The organism is Pseudomonas sp. HMSC067G02, from assembly GCF_001813485.1.
Lineage (GTDB): Bacteria > Pseudomonadota > Gammaproteobacteria > Pseudomonadales > Pseudomonadaceae > Pseudomonas > Pseudomonas aeruginosa.
In genome coordinates, this window is sequence record NZ_KV812717.1 from 113,556 (window position 1) to 129,973 (window position 16,418).

Below are 16,418 nucleotides of genomic sequence, written 5' to 3' on the forward strand. Positions count from 1 at the left end.
GCGGAACGACTAGAGCGAGAGTGAATTTATGAGCCTGAATCCGAGAGACGTCGTCATTGTCGACTTCGGCCGCACCCCGATGGGTCGTTCCAAGGGTGGCATGCACCGCAACACCCGCGCCGAGACCATGTCGGCGCACCTGATCAGCAAGCTGCTGGAGCGCAACCCGAAGGTCGACCCGGCCGAAGTGGAAGACGTGATCTGGGGCTGCGTCAACCAGACCCTGGAACAGGGCTGGAACATCGCGCGCATGGCGTCGCTGATGACCCAGATCCCGCACACCAGCGCCGCGCAGACCGTCAGCCGCCTGTGCGGTTCGTCGATGAGCGCGCTGCACACCGCCGCCCAGGCGATCCAGACCGGCAATGGCGATGTATTCGTCATCGGCGGCGTGGAGCACATGGGCCACGTCGGCATGATGCATGGCGTCGACCCGAACCCGCACCTGTCCCTGTACGCGGCCAAGGCCTCGGGCATGATGGGCCTGACCGCGGAAATGCTCGGCAAGATGCACGGTATCAGCCGTGAGGCGCAGGACAAGTTCGGCGCGCGTTCGCACCAACTGGCCTGGAAGGCCACCCAGGAAGGTAAGTTCAAGGACGAGATCATCCCGATGGAAGGGTATGACGAGAATGGTTTCCTGAAAGTCTTCGACTTCGACGAGACCATTCGTCCGGAAACCACCGTCGAGACCCTGGCCGAGTTGAAGCCGGCGTTCAATCCGAAAGGCGGCACCGTGACCGCGGGGACCTCCTCGCAGATCACCGACGGTGCCTCCTGCATGATCGTGATGTCGGCCCAGCGCGCCCAGGACCTGGGCATCCAGCCGATGGCGGTGATCCGCTCCATGGCCGTGGCGGGTGTCGACCCGGCGATCATGGGCTACGGCCCGGTGCCGTCGACCAACAAGGCGCTCAAGCGTGCCGGCCTGACCATCGCCGACATCGATTTCGTCGAACTCAACGAAGCCTTCGCCGCCCAGGCCCTGCCTGTGCTGAAGGACCTCAAACTGCTCGACAAGATGGACGAGAAGGTCAACCTCCACGGCGGCGCCATCGCCCTGGGTCACCCGTTCGGTTGCTCCGGTGCGCGCATTTCCGGCACCCTGTTGAACGTGATGAAGCAGAACGGCGGTACCCTTGGCGTGTCCACCATGTGCGTGGGCCTGGGACAGGGTATCACCACCGTCTTCGAGCGCGTCTAAGCGTTCGTAGAAGGGGAAAGCCGGGGCCTCGTGCCCCGGCTTTCGTTTTTCAGTGCCAGTCGTTTCCGGCTGCATCGAGCGAATGACGCCCCGGGAGCGCGGGTTTGCCTATTGTGCGATCCGTGCCTATACCGGGCTGTTGTATGTCGGCATTGTGCCGTTGTTTTCCGATTTTCGAGACAAGGTAAGGAACATGGACCTGCAGGCTGGGCTCTATCGTCATTACAAGGGACAGAACTACCGGGTCCTGGGTGTCGCGCGGCATTCGGAGACGGAAGAGGCGCTGGTGATCTACCAGGCGCTGTACGGCGAATTCGGTCTCTGGGTGCGTCCGCTGGAGATGTTCACCGAGGCCGTGGAGGTCGATGGCGAGTGGGTGCCGCGCTTCGTCCTGGTGAGTCCCGAGGCCGATCCCCTGGGCTTGCAGAAAGCTCCCGGCGGGGAAGACCGCGCTTGACCTTGGCTCGTTCGCCACTATATATAGCGGTGCCGCGCTAGTCGCTCCCTTCTTTATATTCATCTTTTCGACGCAGGAACCTTCCGATCCATGGGTAAATCGCTGGTCATCGTGGAATCCCCGGCCAAGGCCAAGACCATCAACAAGTACCTGGGTAGCCAGTACGTGGTGAAGTCGAGCATCGGCCACATCCGTGACCTGCCCACCAGTGGTTCGTCGAGTTCCAAGGAGCCGGCGGCCAAGGGCCGCAAGAGCGCCTCCGAGGCGCCGGCGCTGTCACCGAAGGAGAAGGCCAGGCGCCAACTGGTCTCGCGCATGGGGGTCGACCCCGAGCATGGCTGGAAGGCCAAGTACGAGATCCTGCCCGGCAAGGAAAAGGTCATCGACGAGCTGCGCCGCCTGGCCAAGGACGCCGACACCGTCTATCTCGCGACCGACTTGGACCGCGAAGGGGAGGCCATCGCCTGGCACCTGCGGGAAGCCATCGGCGGTGACGAAAGCCGCTACAAGCGCGTGGTATTCAACGAAATCACCAAGAAGGCCATTCAGGAGGCCTTCTCCCAGCCCGGCGAGCTCGATATCAACCGGGTGAACGCCCAGCAGGCGCGGCGTTTCCTCGACCGCGTGGTCGGCTACATGGTCTCGCCGCTGCTCTGGCAGAAGATTGCCCGCGGGTTGTCCGCCGGTCGCGTGCAGTCGGTAGCGGTGAAGCTGGTGGTGGAGCGCGAACGCGAGATCCGCGCCTTCGTCCCGGAAGAGTACTGGGAAGTGCATGCCGACCTCGGTACCGCCAAGGGCGCCAACGTGCGCTTCGAGGTTACCCGCGAGAAGGGCGAGGCCTTCAAGCCGCTCAACGAAGCCCAGGCCATGGCGGCCCTGGAAAAGCTCAAGGCGTCGGCCTATAGCGTCGCCAAGCGCGAGGACCGGCCGACCTCCAGCCGACCCTCGGCGCCGTTCATCACTTCCACCCTGCAGCAGGCGGCGAGCAACCGCCTGGGCTTCGGGGTGAAGAAGACCATGATGATGGCCCAGCGTCTCTACGAGGCCGGCTACATCACCTACATGCGTACCGACTCGACCAACCTGTCGGCCGATGCCATTGGCATGGTCCGCGGTTTCATCGAAGACGAGTTCGGCCAGAAGTACCTGCCGGGCAAGGCCAACGTCTACTCGAGCAAGGAGGGCGCCCAGGAAGCGCACGAGGCGATCCGTCCTTCCGACGTCAACCTCAAGCCGACCCAGCTGTCCGGCATGGAGCGCGACGCCGAGCGCCTGTACGACCTGATCTGGCGCCAATTCGTGGCGTGCCAGATGACCCCGGCCGAATACCTCTCGACCAGCGTGAGCGTCACCGCCGGCGATTTCGAACTGCGCGCCAAGGGCCGCATCCTCAAGTTCGACGGTTATACCCGGGTACTGCCGCAGCAGAGCAAGCCGGGCGAGGACGACGTCCTGCCGGAAATGAAGGAAGGCGAGAACCTCAAGCTGATCAAGCTCGATCCGAGCCAGCACTTCACCAAGCCGCCGGCGCGCTACTCCGAAGCGAGCCTGGTCAAGGAACTGGAGAAGCGCGGTATCGGCCGCCCCTCGACCTACGCGGCGATCATCTCCACCATCCAGGAGCGCGGCTACGTAACCACCCACAACCGCCGCTTCTATGCGGAGAAGATGGGCGACATCGTCACCGATCGGCTCAACGAGAGCTTCGCCAACCTGATGGACTACGGTTTCACCGCCGGGATGGAGGAGCATCTCGACGACGTGGCCCAGGGCGAGCGCGACTGGAAGCACCTGCTCGACGAGTTCTACGGCGATTTCAAGAAGAAGCTCGAGGTGGCCGAAGTCAGCGAGAAGGGGATGCGCGCCAACCAGCCGACCCTGACCAACATTCCCTGCCGCGAGTGCGGCCGGCCGATGATGATTCGTACCGCCTCCACCGGCGTGTTCCTCGGCTGCTCGGGCTACAGCCTGCCGCCGAAGGAACGTTGCAAGGCGACCGTCAACCTGATTCCCGGCGACGAGATCGCCGCGGACGACGAGGGCGAGTCCGAGTCGCGGGTGTTGCGTGGCAAGCATCGCTGCCCGATCTGCAGTACCGCGATGGACGCCTACCTGCTGGACGAGAAACACAAGCTGCATATCTGCGGCAACAACCCCGACTGTCCGGGCTACGAGATCGAGGAAGGCCAGTACCGGATCAAGGGCTACGAAGGGCCGAGCCTGGAATGCGACAAGTGTGGCAGCGAGATGCAGTTGAAGACCGGCCGTTTCGGCAAGTTCTTCGGTTGCACCAATCCGACCTGCAAGAACACCCGCAAGCTGCTGAAGAATGGCGAGGCGGCGCCGCCGAAGATGGACGCCATCCGCATGCCTGAATTGAAGTGCGAGAAGGTGGACGATATCTACGTGCTGCGCGACGGCGCTTCGGGCATGTTCCTGGCCGCCAGCCAGTTCCCGAAGAACCGCGAGACCCGCGCGCCGTTGGTGAGCGAGATCATCCCGCACAAGGCCGAGCTGGATCCCAAGTACCATTACCTCTGCGACGCCCCGCAGAAAGACCCAGACGGCCGTCCCGCGGTGATCCGTTTCAGCCGCAAGACCAAGGAGCAATACGTGCAGTCCGAGGTCGATGGCAAGCCCACCGGCTGGCGCGCCTTCTACGATGGCGGCAAGTGGAAGGTCGAAGACAAGCGCTGATGGATGGCGCGCCCGCTTGCATGGGGCACGCTTATACTGCGCGAAGGCCGGGCGCTGACCTGGCCTGCGCTCCGCATTCCTTCCAGTTTTAACCGGGAGTACCGGCATGGCCCAAGAGCTTTATACCCGCACCAACCAGAAGCTGTATTTCGCCGGGTTGGCTCTGGAGGCCTGGAAGCGAGCCGATGCCGAGCGGGCGATGAATGCCCAGGCGATCATCCAGGGGGAGCGCGAATCGGCGCTGTTCCACCTTTATGGCGCAGTGCTCGGTGTATGCCATGAGATCGCCGGTTACTACCGTCTGCCGCAGGCTGCCGCTCCTCGCGTGGATGCATTGCTGAATGCCGAAGTGCTGGCGGCCGCGCCCAGCCCCGAGCTGGCTGAGCTGGTGGAGTTGGCGTCGCAGCCGGAAACCTGGCTGGGCCAGTTGCTGGGCGCCTACTCCGAGCTGTTCCTGCCGCCGCGACCGACCAAGGCAGCGAAGATCGACCCCAGCACACCGTTGATCGTTGCCGTGAGTATCGACGAAGACGCCCCCTTGCTTTCTCGCGAGACCCTCGAGGAATGGCGGCAGTCGCTGAAGCAACTGGTCCTGCGTTTTCGCGAGAGCCTGACGGAGCTGTAACGCCGTCGTCATTCGCCGATCAGCGGTAGGAAATTTTCCTACCGTTCCACTCGGTTGATTTGCCAGCAAAAAAAATTTAGCGGATGCCGTCCGGGCGCTCTGGAACCGCCGTTACAGGCGCGAGAGCGGAACCGGAAGGCGGATGCGGGCTAGGGATGCACTGGATGGGCTGTTACAATGTCGCGTCTTCGTAGAGAGCGTCTGTCATGCCAACATCCTTCCTTGAAATCGTAGAAATGCCCGACGGGCGCATCGTGCTGCGTCGCGCCGATGACGAGGAGGCGTTGGTGACCCTGGAGTTCTCCGGGGACGCGAAGAATTTCCTGCAAGGCCAGCATGTCGAAGTGGCCAAGGCCATGTTCAATGTCGGCGTGCAAATGGCCGGTCGTCTTGCCGAGGGCGAGATGGAACACGACGAAGGCCCCCGCGTCCTGCACTGAACGCTGTCCCCCGCCGTTTTTTCAACCCAGACGAATATTCAGGCTCTGTGCTTGGCCCAGTTGGGCGGCGCGGGACAGTTGCTTGCGCGCCGCCCGGCTCAGCGGTTCCAGCCAACTGACCACGGTGTGGCTGCGGCCCAGGCGCAAGGCCTCGCAACTGAGCGCCAGGGCAGCGGCGTTGTCCTTCGCCTGCAGTAGCAGGATGCGCTCGCGGTTCAGGCCGGCGCGGCGCAGCCATTCATGGGTCAGGCTCGCCGGCGGAGCGATCAGGGTCAGCCAGCGAGCATCCTGTTCCTCGCTGAGCTCGCGGAGAATCGGTGCGAGCAGGGTCAGACAGTGCCCCGGCAGGCCGCTGAGCGAAAGTTCGCTAAAGGCAGCGGGTTCCTCGATGGAGGCGCTGGAAGGGCTGTCGATGACATCGTCGAGCAAGGGAGCGCCGTTGCTGGCCCAGAACGCTTCCTGGAACAGTGGCAACTGGGCGCTGGGCAGCGAGTGGGAGGTCTGCATGGTATCTCCTGTCAGCGTCGGATCACGCCGACGCTCAAGCCTTCGATGATCAGTTCCTGCTCCTTCAGATCGACTTCGATCGGAGCGAACTCAGGGTTTTCCGCCAGCAGCCAGACCTTGCTGCCTTCGCGCTTGAAGCGTTTCACCGTGACCTCCTCGCCGATCCGCGCGACCACCACCTGGCCGTTGCGCGCTTCGCGGGTGACGTGGACGGCCAGGAGGTCGCCGTCGAGGATGCCGATGTCCTTCATGCTCATGCCGCGCACGCGCAACAGGTAGTCGGCGCGAGGATTGAAGAAGGTGGGATTGATCCGGCAGGATTCCTCGATGTTCTGTTCGGCGAGGATCGGTGCGCCGGCGGCGACCCGTCCGATCACCGGCAGGCCCTCATCGTCGTTGGCGGCATGCGGTTCGAAGCCGGGAATGCGGATGCCGCGAGAGGCGCCCGGAGTCATTTCGATGGCGCCCTTGCGTGCCAGCGCCTTGAGGTGCTCCTCGGCGGCGTTCGGCGACTTGAAGCCGAGTTCCTGGGCGATTTCCGCCCGGGTCGGCGGAAAGCCGTGGTCTTCCAGGCAGCGCTTGATGAAGGAGAGGATCTCGGCTTGGCGGGGCGTCAGCTTCTGCATGTCGTCGCTCTGTGTTTTTATCCAGTGACTGGGATTATATACAGTGAGCGAGGCGTGGCAATGATTTTCCGCATGACATTTCGTCCTGCGTCACGATGAAGTTGGCCAGTGTCTTGCTTCCGTTTTTCGGGACTTCTCTGTAATTTTCCTGACTGGTGCGTCATCTGCCGCTTGACAAGGGATGTGGCTGAAACGTATGTTTCAAACAAGTGTTTGTCAGGCGGAGAAACCATGGCCCAGTCGGAAACCGTCGAACGCATTCTCGATGCGGCGGAACAGCTGTTCGCGGAAAAAGGCTTCGCCGAAACCTCGTTGCGTCTGATCACCAGCAAGGCCGGGGTCAACCTGGCGGCGGTGAATTATCACTTCGGTTCGAAGAAGGCGCTGATCCAGGCGGTGTTCTCGCGCTTCCTCGGGCCATTCTGCGCCAGCCTGGAAAAGGAGCTGGATCGTCGCCAGGCCAAGCCCGAGGCCCAGCACGCCACCCTGGAGGACCTCCTGCACCTGCTGGTGTCCCAGGCGATGGCGGTGAAGCCGCGCAGCGGCAACGACCTGTCGATCTTCATGCGCTTGCTCGGCCTGGCCTTCAGCCAGAGCCAGGGGCACCTGCGCAAGTACCTGGAGGAGGTCTACGGCAAGGTCTTCCGGCGCTACATGCTGCTGGTCAACGAGGCGGCGCCGAAGCTGCCGCCCATCGAGCTGTTCTGGCGCGTGCACTTCATGCTCGGCGCGGCCGCCTTCAGCATGTCGGGGATCAAGGCCCTGCGGGCGATGGCGGAAACCGATTTCGGCGTGAACACTTCCACCGAGCAGGTGATGCACCTGATGGTGCCGTTCTTCGCCGCCGGCATGCGCGCCGAGAGCGGCATCGACGATCCGCTGCTGGCCGGGGCGCAACTGCGCCCGCGGAACAAGACGCCCGCCAAGGCCTGATCGCAGACGGCGCCCGAGGGCGCCGTTTTCCTTTCTCCTTTCTCTGTGCTCCGGGCGGAACTCCATGCGCCGGGCCGGCTCCATTGGCAGGCGCGCGGTACCGCCCCGGGACTTAAGTCTTTCTGCCGGGTGCAGTACAGTGTGCGCTGTCTGAGGCCCGTGACGGCGGGCTTCGCTGATTTCCAGGCCATAGGACTCTTCATGCAAGGCTCTCTGATGCTCGACATCGGCGGCACCTGGCTGACCGCCGAGGACCGCCAAATCCTGCGCCACCCCGAGGTGGGCGGGCTGATCATCTTCGCTCGCAACATCGAGCATCCTGCCCAGGTTCGCGAACTGTGTGCGGCCATTCGCGCCATCCGTCCCGACCTGTTGCTGGCCGTCGACCAGGAAGGAGGGCGCGTGCAGCGCCTGCGCCAGGGCTTCGTGCGCCTGCCGGCGATGCGCGCGATCGCCGACAACCCCAATGCCGAAGAGCTGGCCGAGCACTGTGGCTGGCTGATGGCGACCGAGGTGCAGGCGGTCGGCCTCGACCTGAGTTTCGCGCCGGTGCTGGATCTCGATCACCAGCGCAGCGCCGTGGTCGGTAGCCGCGCCTTCGAGGGCGACCCGGAGCGTGCCGCGCTGCTTGCCGGTGCTTTCATTCGCGGCATGCATGCCGCCGGGATGGCCGCCACCGGCAAGCATTTTCCCGGTCACGGCTGGGCCGAGGCCGACTCCCATGTGGCGATTCCCGAAGACGCGCGCAGCCTCGAGGAAATCCGGCGCAGCGACCTGGTTCCGTTCGCCCGCCTGGCCGGACAGCTCGACGCGCTGATGCCGGCCCATGTCATCTATCCGCAGGTCGACCCGCAGCCCGCCGGCTTTTCCCGGCGCTGGTTGCAGGAGATCCTGCGCGGCGAGCTGAAGTTCGACGGGGTGATCTTCAGCGACGACCTGTCGATGGCCGGCGCCCATGTGGTCGGCGACGCCGCCAGCCGCATCGAGGCCGCTCTGGCCGCGGGCTGCGACATGGGTCTGGTGTGCAACGACCGGGCTTCCGCCGAGCTGGCCCTGGCTGCCCTGCAACGCCTGAAGGTGACCCCGCCGTCGCGTCTGCAACGCATGCGCGGCAAGGGCTACGCGAATACCGACTATCGCCAGCAGCCGCGCTGGCTGGAAGCACTGTCCGCGTTGCGCGCCGCGCAACTGATTGATTGAGGGAGCTGTCGATGAGTGTCTACGCGATTATCGGAGGAACCGGCCTGACCCAGCTGGAAGGGCTGACGCTGAGCGAGTCCCTGCCGATCGAAACGCCGTATGGCGCGCCGTCCGCGCCGCTCCAGCGTGGCCGCTACGCCGGGCGCGAGGTGCTGTTCCTGGCGCGTCACGGTCATCCGCACCGCTTCCCGCCGCACCAGGTGAACTACCGCGCCAATCTCTGGGCGCTGAAGCAGGCGGGTGCCGAGGCGGTGATCGCGGTGAACGCGGTGGGTGGCATCCATGCGGCGATGGGAACGGGGCACCTGTGCGTGCCGCACCAGTTGATCGACTACACCTCGGGACGCGAGCACACCTATTTCGCCGGCGATATCGAGCATGTCACCCATATCGACTTCAGCCACCCCTATGACGAGCCGTTGCGCCAGCGCCTGATCGAGGCATTGTGTGCGTTGGGGCTGGCGCACAGCAGCCATGGGGTCTACGCCTGCACCCAAGGGCCGCGCCTGGAAACGGTGGCGGAAATCGCCCGGTTGGAGCGGGACGGCAACGATATCGTCGGCATGACCGGCATGCCCGAGGCAGCACTGGCCCGCGAGCTGGACCTGCCCTACGCCTGCCTGGCGCTGGTGGTCAATCCCGCGGCGGGGAAGTCGGCGGGGATCATCACCATGGCCGAAATCGAACAGGCGTTGCACGATGGCATCGGCAAGGTGCGCGAGGTGTTGGCGCGGGTCCTGGCCGGCTAGGCGGCCATCGCAACGAAAAAAAGGCCGCTATTGCGGCCTTTTTCGCTATTGCGCAGGAGGTGCGGCGTCGAAACCGCCTTCGACGGGAGGCGCGTCCGCCGGTGCCTGCTGTTCTTCCATTTCCATGGGATTGGGGGCAGCGGGACGGGCGCCGACCGGCACCACCTTGATCAGGATGCCCAGGCTCGGATGGTCGAGATAGGTCAGTTCGCCATTCTTCAGCCGCGTGCCCTGCCTGATGTGCTGGCTGCCGGCGAGGAAACCGTCGTCGCCGAAGCGATTGACCCAGAAATCGGCCTCCATGTCGACGAAGCGCACCTGGCTGAGGGTCAGCGTACCTTCCACCGGGAAATGATGATCCTGTTCCTGGCCTTCGCTGAGGGCGATCTTCACCGGGGTCTCGCCGATGTCCTGGCGCCAGGCCTTGTGCAGCAGCACGGTGTAGCCGTTGTCCTGGCTGAGCTTGGCGAGCTGGTTGTCGAGCGCGGTGGCGCGCAGGGCGTCGCTGGCCAGCGGCTGTGCGCCGGTGGCCCAGTCGTCCGGCGCCGGCTGGCTGGACGGCACGGCATCGCCGGCCTGGCGGAACACCACCAGTTCCACCTGGTAGGGACCGCCGGCGAATGCCGCGGGGGCGGCCAGTGAGAGCAGCAGGGCAAGGCAACGGAACAAGCGCATAGGCTAATCCTTAGGTGGTTTGCGGTGTCAGGCGCTCGAACAGCGCCTCCAGGGTATTGAAGCGTTCTTCCGGTCGTTCCATGGGCACCTGGAAGCGGAACAGGGTTGCGCCTTCGAACTTGTAGCGGTTCGGCTGGCCCTGGATCAGCTTGATCAGTACCAGCGGGTCGACCTGGGTATCGGCGGCGAATTCTATACGACCGCCCTGCGGTCCGGCATCGACCTTGAGGATTCCAAGTTTTTCCGCCTGCAGCTTCAGAAGGGTCAGGCGCATCAGGTTCTTCGCCGGATCGGGCAGGAGCCCGAAGCGGTCGATCATCTCCACCTGCAACTCGCGCAAACCTTCCTCGTCAGGGGCGTTGGCGATGCGCTTGTAGAGGATCAGCCGGGCATGCACGTCGGGCAGGTAATCCTCGGGGATCAGCGCAGGCACCCGCAGGTTGACCTCCGGCCCGCCGCCCAGCGGCTGCTCGAGGTTCGGTTGCTCGCCCTTGCGGATGGCCTTCACCGCCCGTTCGAGCATTTCCATGTAGAGGGTGAAGCCGACCGCCTGGATCTGCCCGCTCTGGCCGTCGCCGAGCAACTCGCCGGCTCCGCGGATCTCCAGGTCGTGGGTGGCGAGGACGAAGCCGGCGCCCAGGTCCTGGGCGTTGGCGATGGCTTCCAGGCGTTTCTCGGCGTCCGGGGTCATCTGTCGGCGCGGCGGTGTCAGCAGGTAGGCGTAGGCCTGGTGGTGGCTGCGACCGACGCGGCCGCGCAACTGGTGCAACTGGGCCAGGCCGAACTTGTCGGCGCGCTCGATGAGGATGGTGTTGGCGCTGGGCACGTCGATGCCGGTCTCGATGATGGTCGAGGCCGCCAGCACGTTGAAGCGCTTGTGGTAGAAGTCGCTCATCACCTGTTCCAGCTCGCGCTCGTGCATCTGTCCGTGGCCGATGCCGATGCGCGCCTCCGGGACCAGTTCGGCGAGGTCGCGGGCGCACTTCTCGATGGTCTTCACTTCGTTGTGCAGGTAGTACACCTGGCCGCCGCGCAGCAGTTCGCGGAGCAGCGCTTCCTTGATCACCGCGTTCTGCTGCTCCATGACGAAGGTGCGCACCGACAGGCGGCGCGCCGGCGGCGTGGCGATGATGGACAGGTCGCGCATGCCGGAGACGGCCATGTTCAGGGTCCGCGGGATCGGCGTGGCGGTGAGGGTGAGGATATCCACTTCGCTGCGCAGGGCCTTGAGCTGCTCCTTCTGGCGCACCCCGAAGCGGTGTTCCTCGTCGATCACGACCAACCCCAGGTTGGCGAACTTCACGTCTTCCTGGAGCAGCTTATGGGTCCCGATGAGGATGTCGATCTTGCCTTCGGCCAGTAGCCGCGCGGCGTTCTCGACTTCCTTGGCGCTCTTGAAGCGGCTCATCACCTCGACGCTCACCGGCCAGTCGGCGAAGCGGTCGCGGAAGCTGTTGTAGTGCTGCTGGGCGAGCAGGGTGGTGGGCACCAGCACCGCCACCTGCTTGCCGCTATGCACGGCGACGAACGCCGCGCGCATCGCCACTTCGGTCTTGCCGAAGCCGACGTCGCCGCAGACCAGGCGGTCCATGGGCCTGGGCGCGAGCATGTCGGCGACCACCGCCTCGATGGCGCTTTGCTGGTCCGGCGTCTCCTCGAACGGGAAGCCGGCCGAGAAGGTCGCGTAGTCGGCCTGCGGATCCTTGAACGCGAAGCCTTCGCGGGCGGCGCGGCGGGCGTAGATGTCGAGCAGTTCGGCGGCGACGTCGCGAACTTGTTCGGCGGCCTTGCGCTTGGCCTTCTGCCAGGTTTCCGAGCCGAGCCGGTGCAGCGGCGCCAGGGCGTCGTCGGCGCCGGTGTAGCGGGCGATCAGGTGCAGGTTGGCGACCGGCACGTAGAGCTTGGCGTCCTCGGCGTATTGCAGCATGAGGAATTCCGCCTGCTGGTTGTCCACCTCGAGGGTGATCAGGCCCAGGTAGCGGCCGACGCCATGGTCGATGTGCACCACCGGCGCGCCTTCGCGCAGCTCGGTGAGGTTCTTGATCACCGCGTCGCCGCCGTCGCGGGTCTTTTCCCGGCGCCGGCGTTGCATGACGCGCTGGCCGAACAGCGGGCTTTCGGCGACCAGGGCGAGTGCCGGTTGGTCCAGCAGCAGGCCCTCGTCCAGCGGCGCGATGCTGATCGCCAGGCGTGCCTGGCTGGCGAGGAAGGCCGGCCAGCCGTCGACTTCCTCGGGGCGCAGCTTCAGTCGGGCCAGCAGCTCCAGCAGGACTTCCCGGCGTCCGGGCGATTCGGCGCAGAACAGTACGCGGCCGGGGAACTCCTCGATGAACCGGCGCAGCGCGGCCAGCGGCTCGGCGGCCTTGGCTTCGATCGCCAGGTTCGGCAGCGGCAGGGCCGGGAAGCGCTCGCGCCCGACGCCCGGCTCGACGTCCTCCTGGCTGGCGACCACCCGTGGCCAGTTCTTCAGCCGGGCGAAGCAGTCTTCCACCGGAAGGAACACTTCCGCCGGCGGCAGCAATGGCCGTTCCGGATCGACCCGGCGGTCCTCGTAGCGGCTGCGTACGTCATTCCAGAACTGCTCGGCGGCCTGTTCGATGCCGGGCAGGGAGAACACCTGGGTGTCTTGCGGCAGGTAGTCGAAGAGGGTCGCGGTTTCCTCGAAGAACAGCGGCAGGTAGTACTCGATTCCCGAGGGTGTCAAACCGCTGGCGAGGTCCTGGTAGATCGGGCAGCGCCGGTAGTCGACGTCGAAGCGCTCGCGGAAGCGGCCGCGGAAACCGGTGACCGCTTCCTTGTTCAGGGGGAATTCGCGTGCCGGCAGCAGGCGGATCGACTCGACCTTGTCGATGGAGCGCTGGGTCTCCGGGTCGAAGGTGCGCAGGGTCTCGATCTCGTCGTCGAACAGGTCGATACGGAAGGGCAACTCGCTGCCCATCGGGAACAGGTCGATCAGCGCGCCGCGGACGGCGAACTCGCCGTGCTCGTAGACCGTGTCGACGCAGCGGTAGCCGGCGCCTTCCAGGCGCAGGCGCATCCGCTCGACGTCGAGTTTCTGGCCGACGTCGAGGACCAGGCTGCTGCCGAGCAGGAAGCGGGTCGGCGCCAGGCGGTGCAAGGCGGTGGAGATCGGCACCACCAGCACGCCGTGCTTGAGCTGCGGCAACTGGTAGAGGGCGGCGATGCGCTGGGAAATGATGTCCTGATGCGGCGAAAAGACGTCGTAGGGCAGGGTTTCCCAATCGGGGAAATGCAATACCGGCAGGTCGGGGGCGAAGAACCGCAGTTCCTGTTCCAGGCGTTCGGCATTCTGGCTGTCGGCGGTCAGCAGCAGGGTGAAGCGCTTGGCGGAACTGGCGGCCTCGGCGACAGCCAGGCTCAGCGCGGCACCGGGGAGGTTGCCCCAGTGTTGCTTGCCGGCGCTGGCCGGCAGGCTGGGAAGACGCAGTACGGACACGGGCAAGCTGGGCTCCGGTCGGGAATTTGACCCGCCGGATTGTAACTTTCCCGACTGCTGGATGTCAGTCTTCCAACTGCTGCAGATTGCCGAGCCTGGCCGGCGCGGTCATAATGTAGCCCCTTTTTTCATCCCCTACATGTGGAAGGTATTGCCCGTGACTCAGAAGCCCGACCAGTGTCTCGGTGAATGGATCGATCGTGAAGCCATCGCGGAAGCCATGATCCCGCTGATTGGCCAGCTCTACCGCAATAACAATGTGGTGACCTCGATCCATGGCCGTGGTCTGATCAACCGCTCGGTGATCGCGATCATGAAGGCGCATCGTTTCGCCCGTCATCGCATGGCTGATGACGCCGAGCTGTCGGTTCACGAGACGTTCCCGATCCTCAAGGCGATGAGCGAGCTCAAGCTGGGCGCCGCTTCCGTCGATCTGGGCAAGATGGTCGCCAAGTTCAAGGCAGAAGGTAACGGCCGCAGCATCGAGGACTTCGTCAAGGCCGAGCTGGCCGAAGTGGCCGGCAAGCAGAACGGCGATGCCCGCGAAGGCACCGACGTCGTGCTCTACGGCTTCGGCCGCATCGGTCGCCTGCTGGCGCGTATCCTGATCGAGAAGACCGGCGGCGGCGACGGCCTGCGCCTGCGCGCGATCGTCGTGCGCAAGGGCGCCGAGAACGACCTGGTCAAGCGGGCCAGCCTGCTGCGTCGGGACTCGGTGCACGGTCCGTTCGACGGCACCATCACCATCGACGAAGAAAACAACACGCTGACCGCCAACGGCAACCTGATCCAGGTGATCTACTCCAACGACCCGGCGTCGATCGACTACACCCAGTACGGCATCAAGAACGCCCTGCTGGTCGACAACACCGGCAAGTGGCGCGACGCCGAAGGCCTCGGCCAGCACCTGAAGTGCCCGGGGATCGATCGCGTGGTCCTTACCGCGCCGGGCAAGGGTGCGCTGAAGAACATCGTGCACGGTATCAACCACACCGACATCGGCGCCGACGACAAGATCATCTCGGCCGCCTCCTGCACCACCAACGCCATCGTGCCGGTGCTGAAGGCCGTCAACGACCAGTACGGCATCGTCAACGGTCACGTCGAGACCGTCCACTCGTACACCAACGACCAGAACCTGATCGACAACTTCCACAAGGGCAGTCGTCGTGGCCGCAGCGCGCCGCTGAACATGGTGATCACCGAGACCGGTGCCGCCACCGCCGCGGCCAAGGCCCTGCCGGTGCTGAAAGGCAAGCTGACCGGCAATGCGATCCGCGTGCCGACGCCGAACGTGTCCATGGCGATCCTCAACCTGAACCTGGAAAAGGCCACCACCCGCGAAGAGATCAACGAGTACCTGCGCCAGATGGCCATGCACTCGGACCTGCAGAAGCAGATCGACTTCGTCAGCTCCCAGGAAGTGGTTTCCACCGACTTCGTCGGTTCGCGCCATGCCGGCGTGGTGGACGCCGAGGCGACCATCTGCAACGACAACCGTGTCGTCCTGTACGTGTGGTACGACAACGAGTTCGGCTACAGCTGCCAGGTAGTGCGCGTGATGGAAGACATGGCTGGGGTCAACCCGCCGGCCTTCCCGCGTTGATGCGCAAGGCGTAGAGGAAAACGGGAGCTCTCGGGCTCCCGTTTTTCATTTCTGTGGATAACCAGAACAAGAAACTACTCACTTCGATTTAGGGTTTTTCAATGGATGGTCAACATCTGCACCAGGGCGAGCTGAAGCGTGGCCTGAAGAATCGCCACATCCAGTTGATCGCGCTGGGCGGGGCGATCGGCACCGGGCTGTTCCTCGGCTCGGCGGGCGTCATCAAGACGGCCGGCCCGTCGATGATCCTCGGTTACGCCATTGGCGGCTTCATCGCCTTCCTGATCATGCGCCAGCTCGGCGAGATGATCGTCGAGGAGCCGGTGGCCGGCTCCTTCAGCCACTTCGCACACAAGTACTGGGGCGGCTTCGCCGGTTTCCTCTCCGGCTGGAACTACTGGGTGCTGTACATCCTGGTGGGCATGTCGGAGCTGACCGCGGTGGGCAAGTACATCCAGTACTGGTGGCCTGACGTGCCGACCTGGGCCACGGCGGCGGCGTTTTTCGTGCTGATCAACGCGATCAACCTGGCCAACGTGAAAGCCTTCGGCGAGACCGAGTTCTGGTTCGCGATCATCAAGGTAGCGGCGATCATCGGCATGATCCTGCTCGGTATCTACCTGCTGGTCGGCGGCGGTGGCGGGCCGCAAGCCTCGGTGAGCAACCTGTGGGACCGCGGCGGCTTCTTCCCCAACGGCCTCAGCGGCCTGGTGATGACCCTGGCGATCATCATGTTCTCCTTCGGTGGCCTGGAGCTGGTGGGCATCACCGCCGCCGAGGCGTCCGAGCCGAGGAAGGTGATTCCCAAGGCGATCAACCAGGTGATCTACCGGATCCTGATCTTCTATATCGGCGCCCTGGCGGTGCTGCTCTCGCTGTATCCATGGGACCAGTTGGTGGAGACCATCAACGCTTCCGGCGACGACTACAGTGGCAGCCCGTTCGTGCAGATCTTCTCGTTGATCGGCAGCGGCACCGCGGCCAACATCCTCAACTTCGTAGTCCTCACCGCGGCATTGTCGGTCTACAACAGCGGCGTCTACTGCAACAGCCGGATGCTCTACGGCCTGGCCGCCCAGGGCGACGCGCCGAAGGTGCTGATGTCGGTGGACCGCCGGGGCGTGCCGGTGCTGTCGATCCTGGTCTCGGCGCTGATCACCTTCCTCTGCGTGATCGTCAACTACGTATTGCCGCACAAGGCGCTGGAACTGCTGATGTCGCTGGTGGTGGCGGCGCTGGTGA

At 64.6% G+C, this 16,418-nt stretch carries 14 protein-coding genes; 10 read left to right on the plus strand and 4 right to left on the minus strand.

Translation table 11 applies throughout. The features are described 5' to 3' along the window. The first annotated feature begins 28 nt into the window (after positions 1 to 28). From fadA to HMPREF2914_RS25035, 5 genes are all read left to right on the plus strand, one after another. Positions 29 to 1,204: an acetyl-CoA C-acyltransferase FadA gene (gene fadA, locus HMPREF2914_RS25015; protein ID WP_003091203.1), complete on the plus strand. Its 1,176-nt coding sequence runs from the start codon at positions 29 to 31 to the stop codon at positions 1,202 to 1,204. A 193-nt stretch (positions 1,205 to 1,397) separates the two neighbouring features. Continuing rightward, the gene (locus tag HMPREF2914_RS25020) at positions 1,398 to 1,661 is read left to right on the plus strand and encodes a DUF1653 domain-containing protein (RefSeq protein WP_003109484.1); all 264 of its coding nucleotides are present in this window, start codon (positions 1,398 to 1,400) and stop codon (positions 1,659 to 1,661) included. A gap of 90 nt (positions 1,662 to 1,751) precedes the next feature. Further along, entirely contained in the window at positions 1,752 to 4,358 is a 2,607-nt protein-coding gene (topA, locus tag HMPREF2914_RS25025; protein WP_003091201.1) for a type I DNA topoisomerase, read from the plus strand. A 106-nt stretch (positions 4,359 to 4,464) separates the two neighbouring features. Then, the gene (locus tag HMPREF2914_RS25030; protein WP_003091199.1) at positions 4,465 to 4,983 is read left to right on the plus strand and encodes a DUF6586 family protein; all 519 of its coding nucleotides are present in this window, start codon (positions 4,465 to 4,467) and stop codon (positions 4,981 to 4,983) included. Between the two features lie 206 nt (positions 4,984 to 5,189). Continuing rightward, positions 5,190 to 5,423 (plus strand): hypothetical protein, encoded by a 234-nt coding sequence (locus HMPREF2914_RS25035; RefSeq protein ID WP_003109483.1) that lies wholly within the window; start codon positions 5,190 to 5,192, stop codon positions 5,421 to 5,423. Positions 5,424 to 5,444: 21 nt separating this feature from the next. Here HMPREF2914_RS25035 and sulA read toward each other — a convergent pair whose 3' ends face one another. After that, positions 5,445 to 5,930, minus strand: coding sequence for an SOS-induced cell division inhibitor SulA (gene sulA, locus HMPREF2914_RS25040; protein WP_003091197.1), 486 nt, complete (start codon positions 5,928 to 5,930; stop codon positions 5,445 to 5,447). 11 nt (positions 5,931 to 5,941) lie between these two features. Then, positions 5,942 to 6,556, minus strand: a complete 615-nt coding sequence (gene lexA / locus HMPREF2914_RS25045; RefSeq protein ID WP_023091587.1) for a transcriptional repressor LexA — start codon at positions 6,554 to 6,556, stop codon at positions 5,942 to 5,944. Between the two features lie 231 nt (positions 6,557 to 6,787). Here lexA and psrA point away from each other — a divergent pair, with 231 nt between their 5' ends. The 3 genes from psrA (at position 6,788) to HMPREF2914_RS25060 (ending at position 9,438) form a co-directional block, all read left to right on the plus strand. After that, positions 6,788 to 7,489, plus strand: a complete 702-nt coding sequence (gene psrA, locus HMPREF2914_RS25050) for a transcriptional regulator PsrA (protein ID WP_003091195.1) — start codon at positions 6,788 to 6,790, stop codon at positions 7,487 to 7,489. 201 nt (positions 7,490 to 7,690) lie between these two features. Further along, complete coding sequence (nagZ, locus tag HMPREF2914_RS25055; protein ID WP_003118092.1) at positions 7,691 to 8,689, plus strand: beta-N-acetylhexosaminidase; 999 nt, start codon at positions 7,691 to 7,693, stop codon at positions 8,687 to 8,689. Positions 8,690 to 8,700: 11 nt separating this feature from the next. Beyond that, positions 8,701 to 9,438 carry an S-methyl-5'-thioinosine phosphorylase gene (locus HMPREF2914_RS25060; RefSeq protein WP_023091588.1) on the plus strand — a complete coding sequence of 246 codons (738 nt, stop codon included), beginning with the start codon at positions 8,701 to 8,703 and terminating at the stop codon, positions 9,436 to 9,438. Positions 9,439 to 9,483: 45 nt separating this feature from the next. Here HMPREF2914_RS25060 and HMPREF2914_RS25065 read toward each other — a convergent pair whose 3' ends face one another. Both HMPREF2914_RS25065 and mfd read right to left on the minus strand, forming a co-directional pair. Beyond that, positions 9,484 to 10,113 (minus strand): CsiV family protein, encoded by a 630-nt coding sequence (locus tag HMPREF2914_RS25065; protein WP_003091190.1) that lies wholly within the window; start codon positions 10,111 to 10,113, stop codon positions 9,484 to 9,486. Between the two features lie 10 nt (positions 10,114 to 10,123). After that, positions 10,124 to 13,570: a transcription-repair coupling factor gene (gene mfd, locus HMPREF2914_RS25070; protein ID WP_031691860.1), complete on the minus strand. Its 3,447-nt coding sequence runs from the start codon at positions 13,568 to 13,570 to the stop codon at positions 10,124 to 10,126. A 139-nt stretch (positions 13,571 to 13,709) separates the two neighbouring features. On the opposite strand from mfd, the gene HMPREF2914_RS25075 reads away from it, so the two are divergent. Together HMPREF2914_RS25075 and HMPREF2914_RS25080 are read left to right on the plus strand one after the other, a co-directional pair. Next, positions 13,710 to 15,176 (plus strand): glyceraldehyde-3-phosphate dehydrogenase, encoded by a 1,467-nt coding sequence (locus HMPREF2914_RS25075; protein WP_009313820.1) that lies wholly within the window; start codon positions 13,710 to 13,712, stop codon positions 15,174 to 15,176. Between the two features lie 101 nt (positions 15,177 to 15,277). Then, positions 15,278 to 16,418 (plus strand): amino acid permease (locus tag HMPREF2914_RS25080; protein ID WP_049233481.1); only part of this gene is annotated, 1,141 nt, incomplete at its 3' end.

What these genes read in the sequence shown, in the direction of transcription:
- fadA (WP_003091203.1), top strand. Translation starts at nt 29, where the DNA reads ATGAGCCTGAATCCGAGAGACGTCGTCATTGTCGACTTCGGCCGCACC.
- psrA (WP_003091195.1), top strand. Translation starts at nt 6,788, where the DNA reads ATGGCCCAGTCGGAAACCGTCGAACGCATTCTCGATGCGGCGGAACAG.
- HMPREF2914_RS25035 (WP_003109483.1), top strand. Translation starts at nt 5,190, where the DNA reads ATGCCAACATCCTTCCTTGAAATCGTAGAAATGCCCGACGGGCGCATC.
- HMPREF2914_RS25020 (WP_003109484.1), top strand. Translation starts at nt 1,398, where the DNA reads ATGGACCTGCAGGCTGGGCTCTATCGTCATTACAAGGGACAGAACTAC.
- HMPREF2914_RS25065 (WP_003091190.1), bottom strand. Translation starts at nt 10,113, where the DNA reads ATGCGCTTGTTCCGTTGCCTTGCCCTGCTGCTCTCACTGGCCGCCCCC.
- HMPREF2914_RS25075 (WP_009313820.1), top strand. Translation starts at nt 13,710, where the DNA reads ATGTGGAAGGTATTGCCCGTGACTCAGAAGCCCGACCAGTGTCTCGGT.
- HMPREF2914_RS25060 (WP_023091588.1), top strand. Translation starts at nt 8,701, where the DNA reads ATGAGTGTCTACGCGATTATCGGAGGAACCGGCCTGACCCAGCTGGAA.
- sulA (WP_003091197.1), bottom strand. Translation starts at nt 5,930, where the DNA reads ATGCAGACCTCCCACTCGCTGCCCAGCGCCCAGTTGCCACTGTTCCAG.
- nagZ (WP_003118092.1), top strand. Translation starts at nt 7,691, where the DNA reads ATGCAAGGCTCTCTGATGCTCGACATCGGCGGCACCTGGCTGACCGCC.
- HMPREF2914_RS25030 (WP_003091199.1), top strand. Translation starts at nt 4,465, where the DNA reads ATGGCCCAAGAGCTTTATACCCGCACCAACCAGAAGCTGTATTTCGCC.
- topA (WP_003091201.1), top strand. Translation starts at nt 1,752, where the DNA reads ATGGGTAAATCGCTGGTCATCGTGGAATCCCCGGCCAAGGCCAAGACC.
- lexA (WP_023091587.1), bottom strand. Translation starts at nt 6,556, where the DNA reads ATGCAGAAGCTGACGCCCCGCCAAGCCGAGATCCTCTCCTTCATCAAG.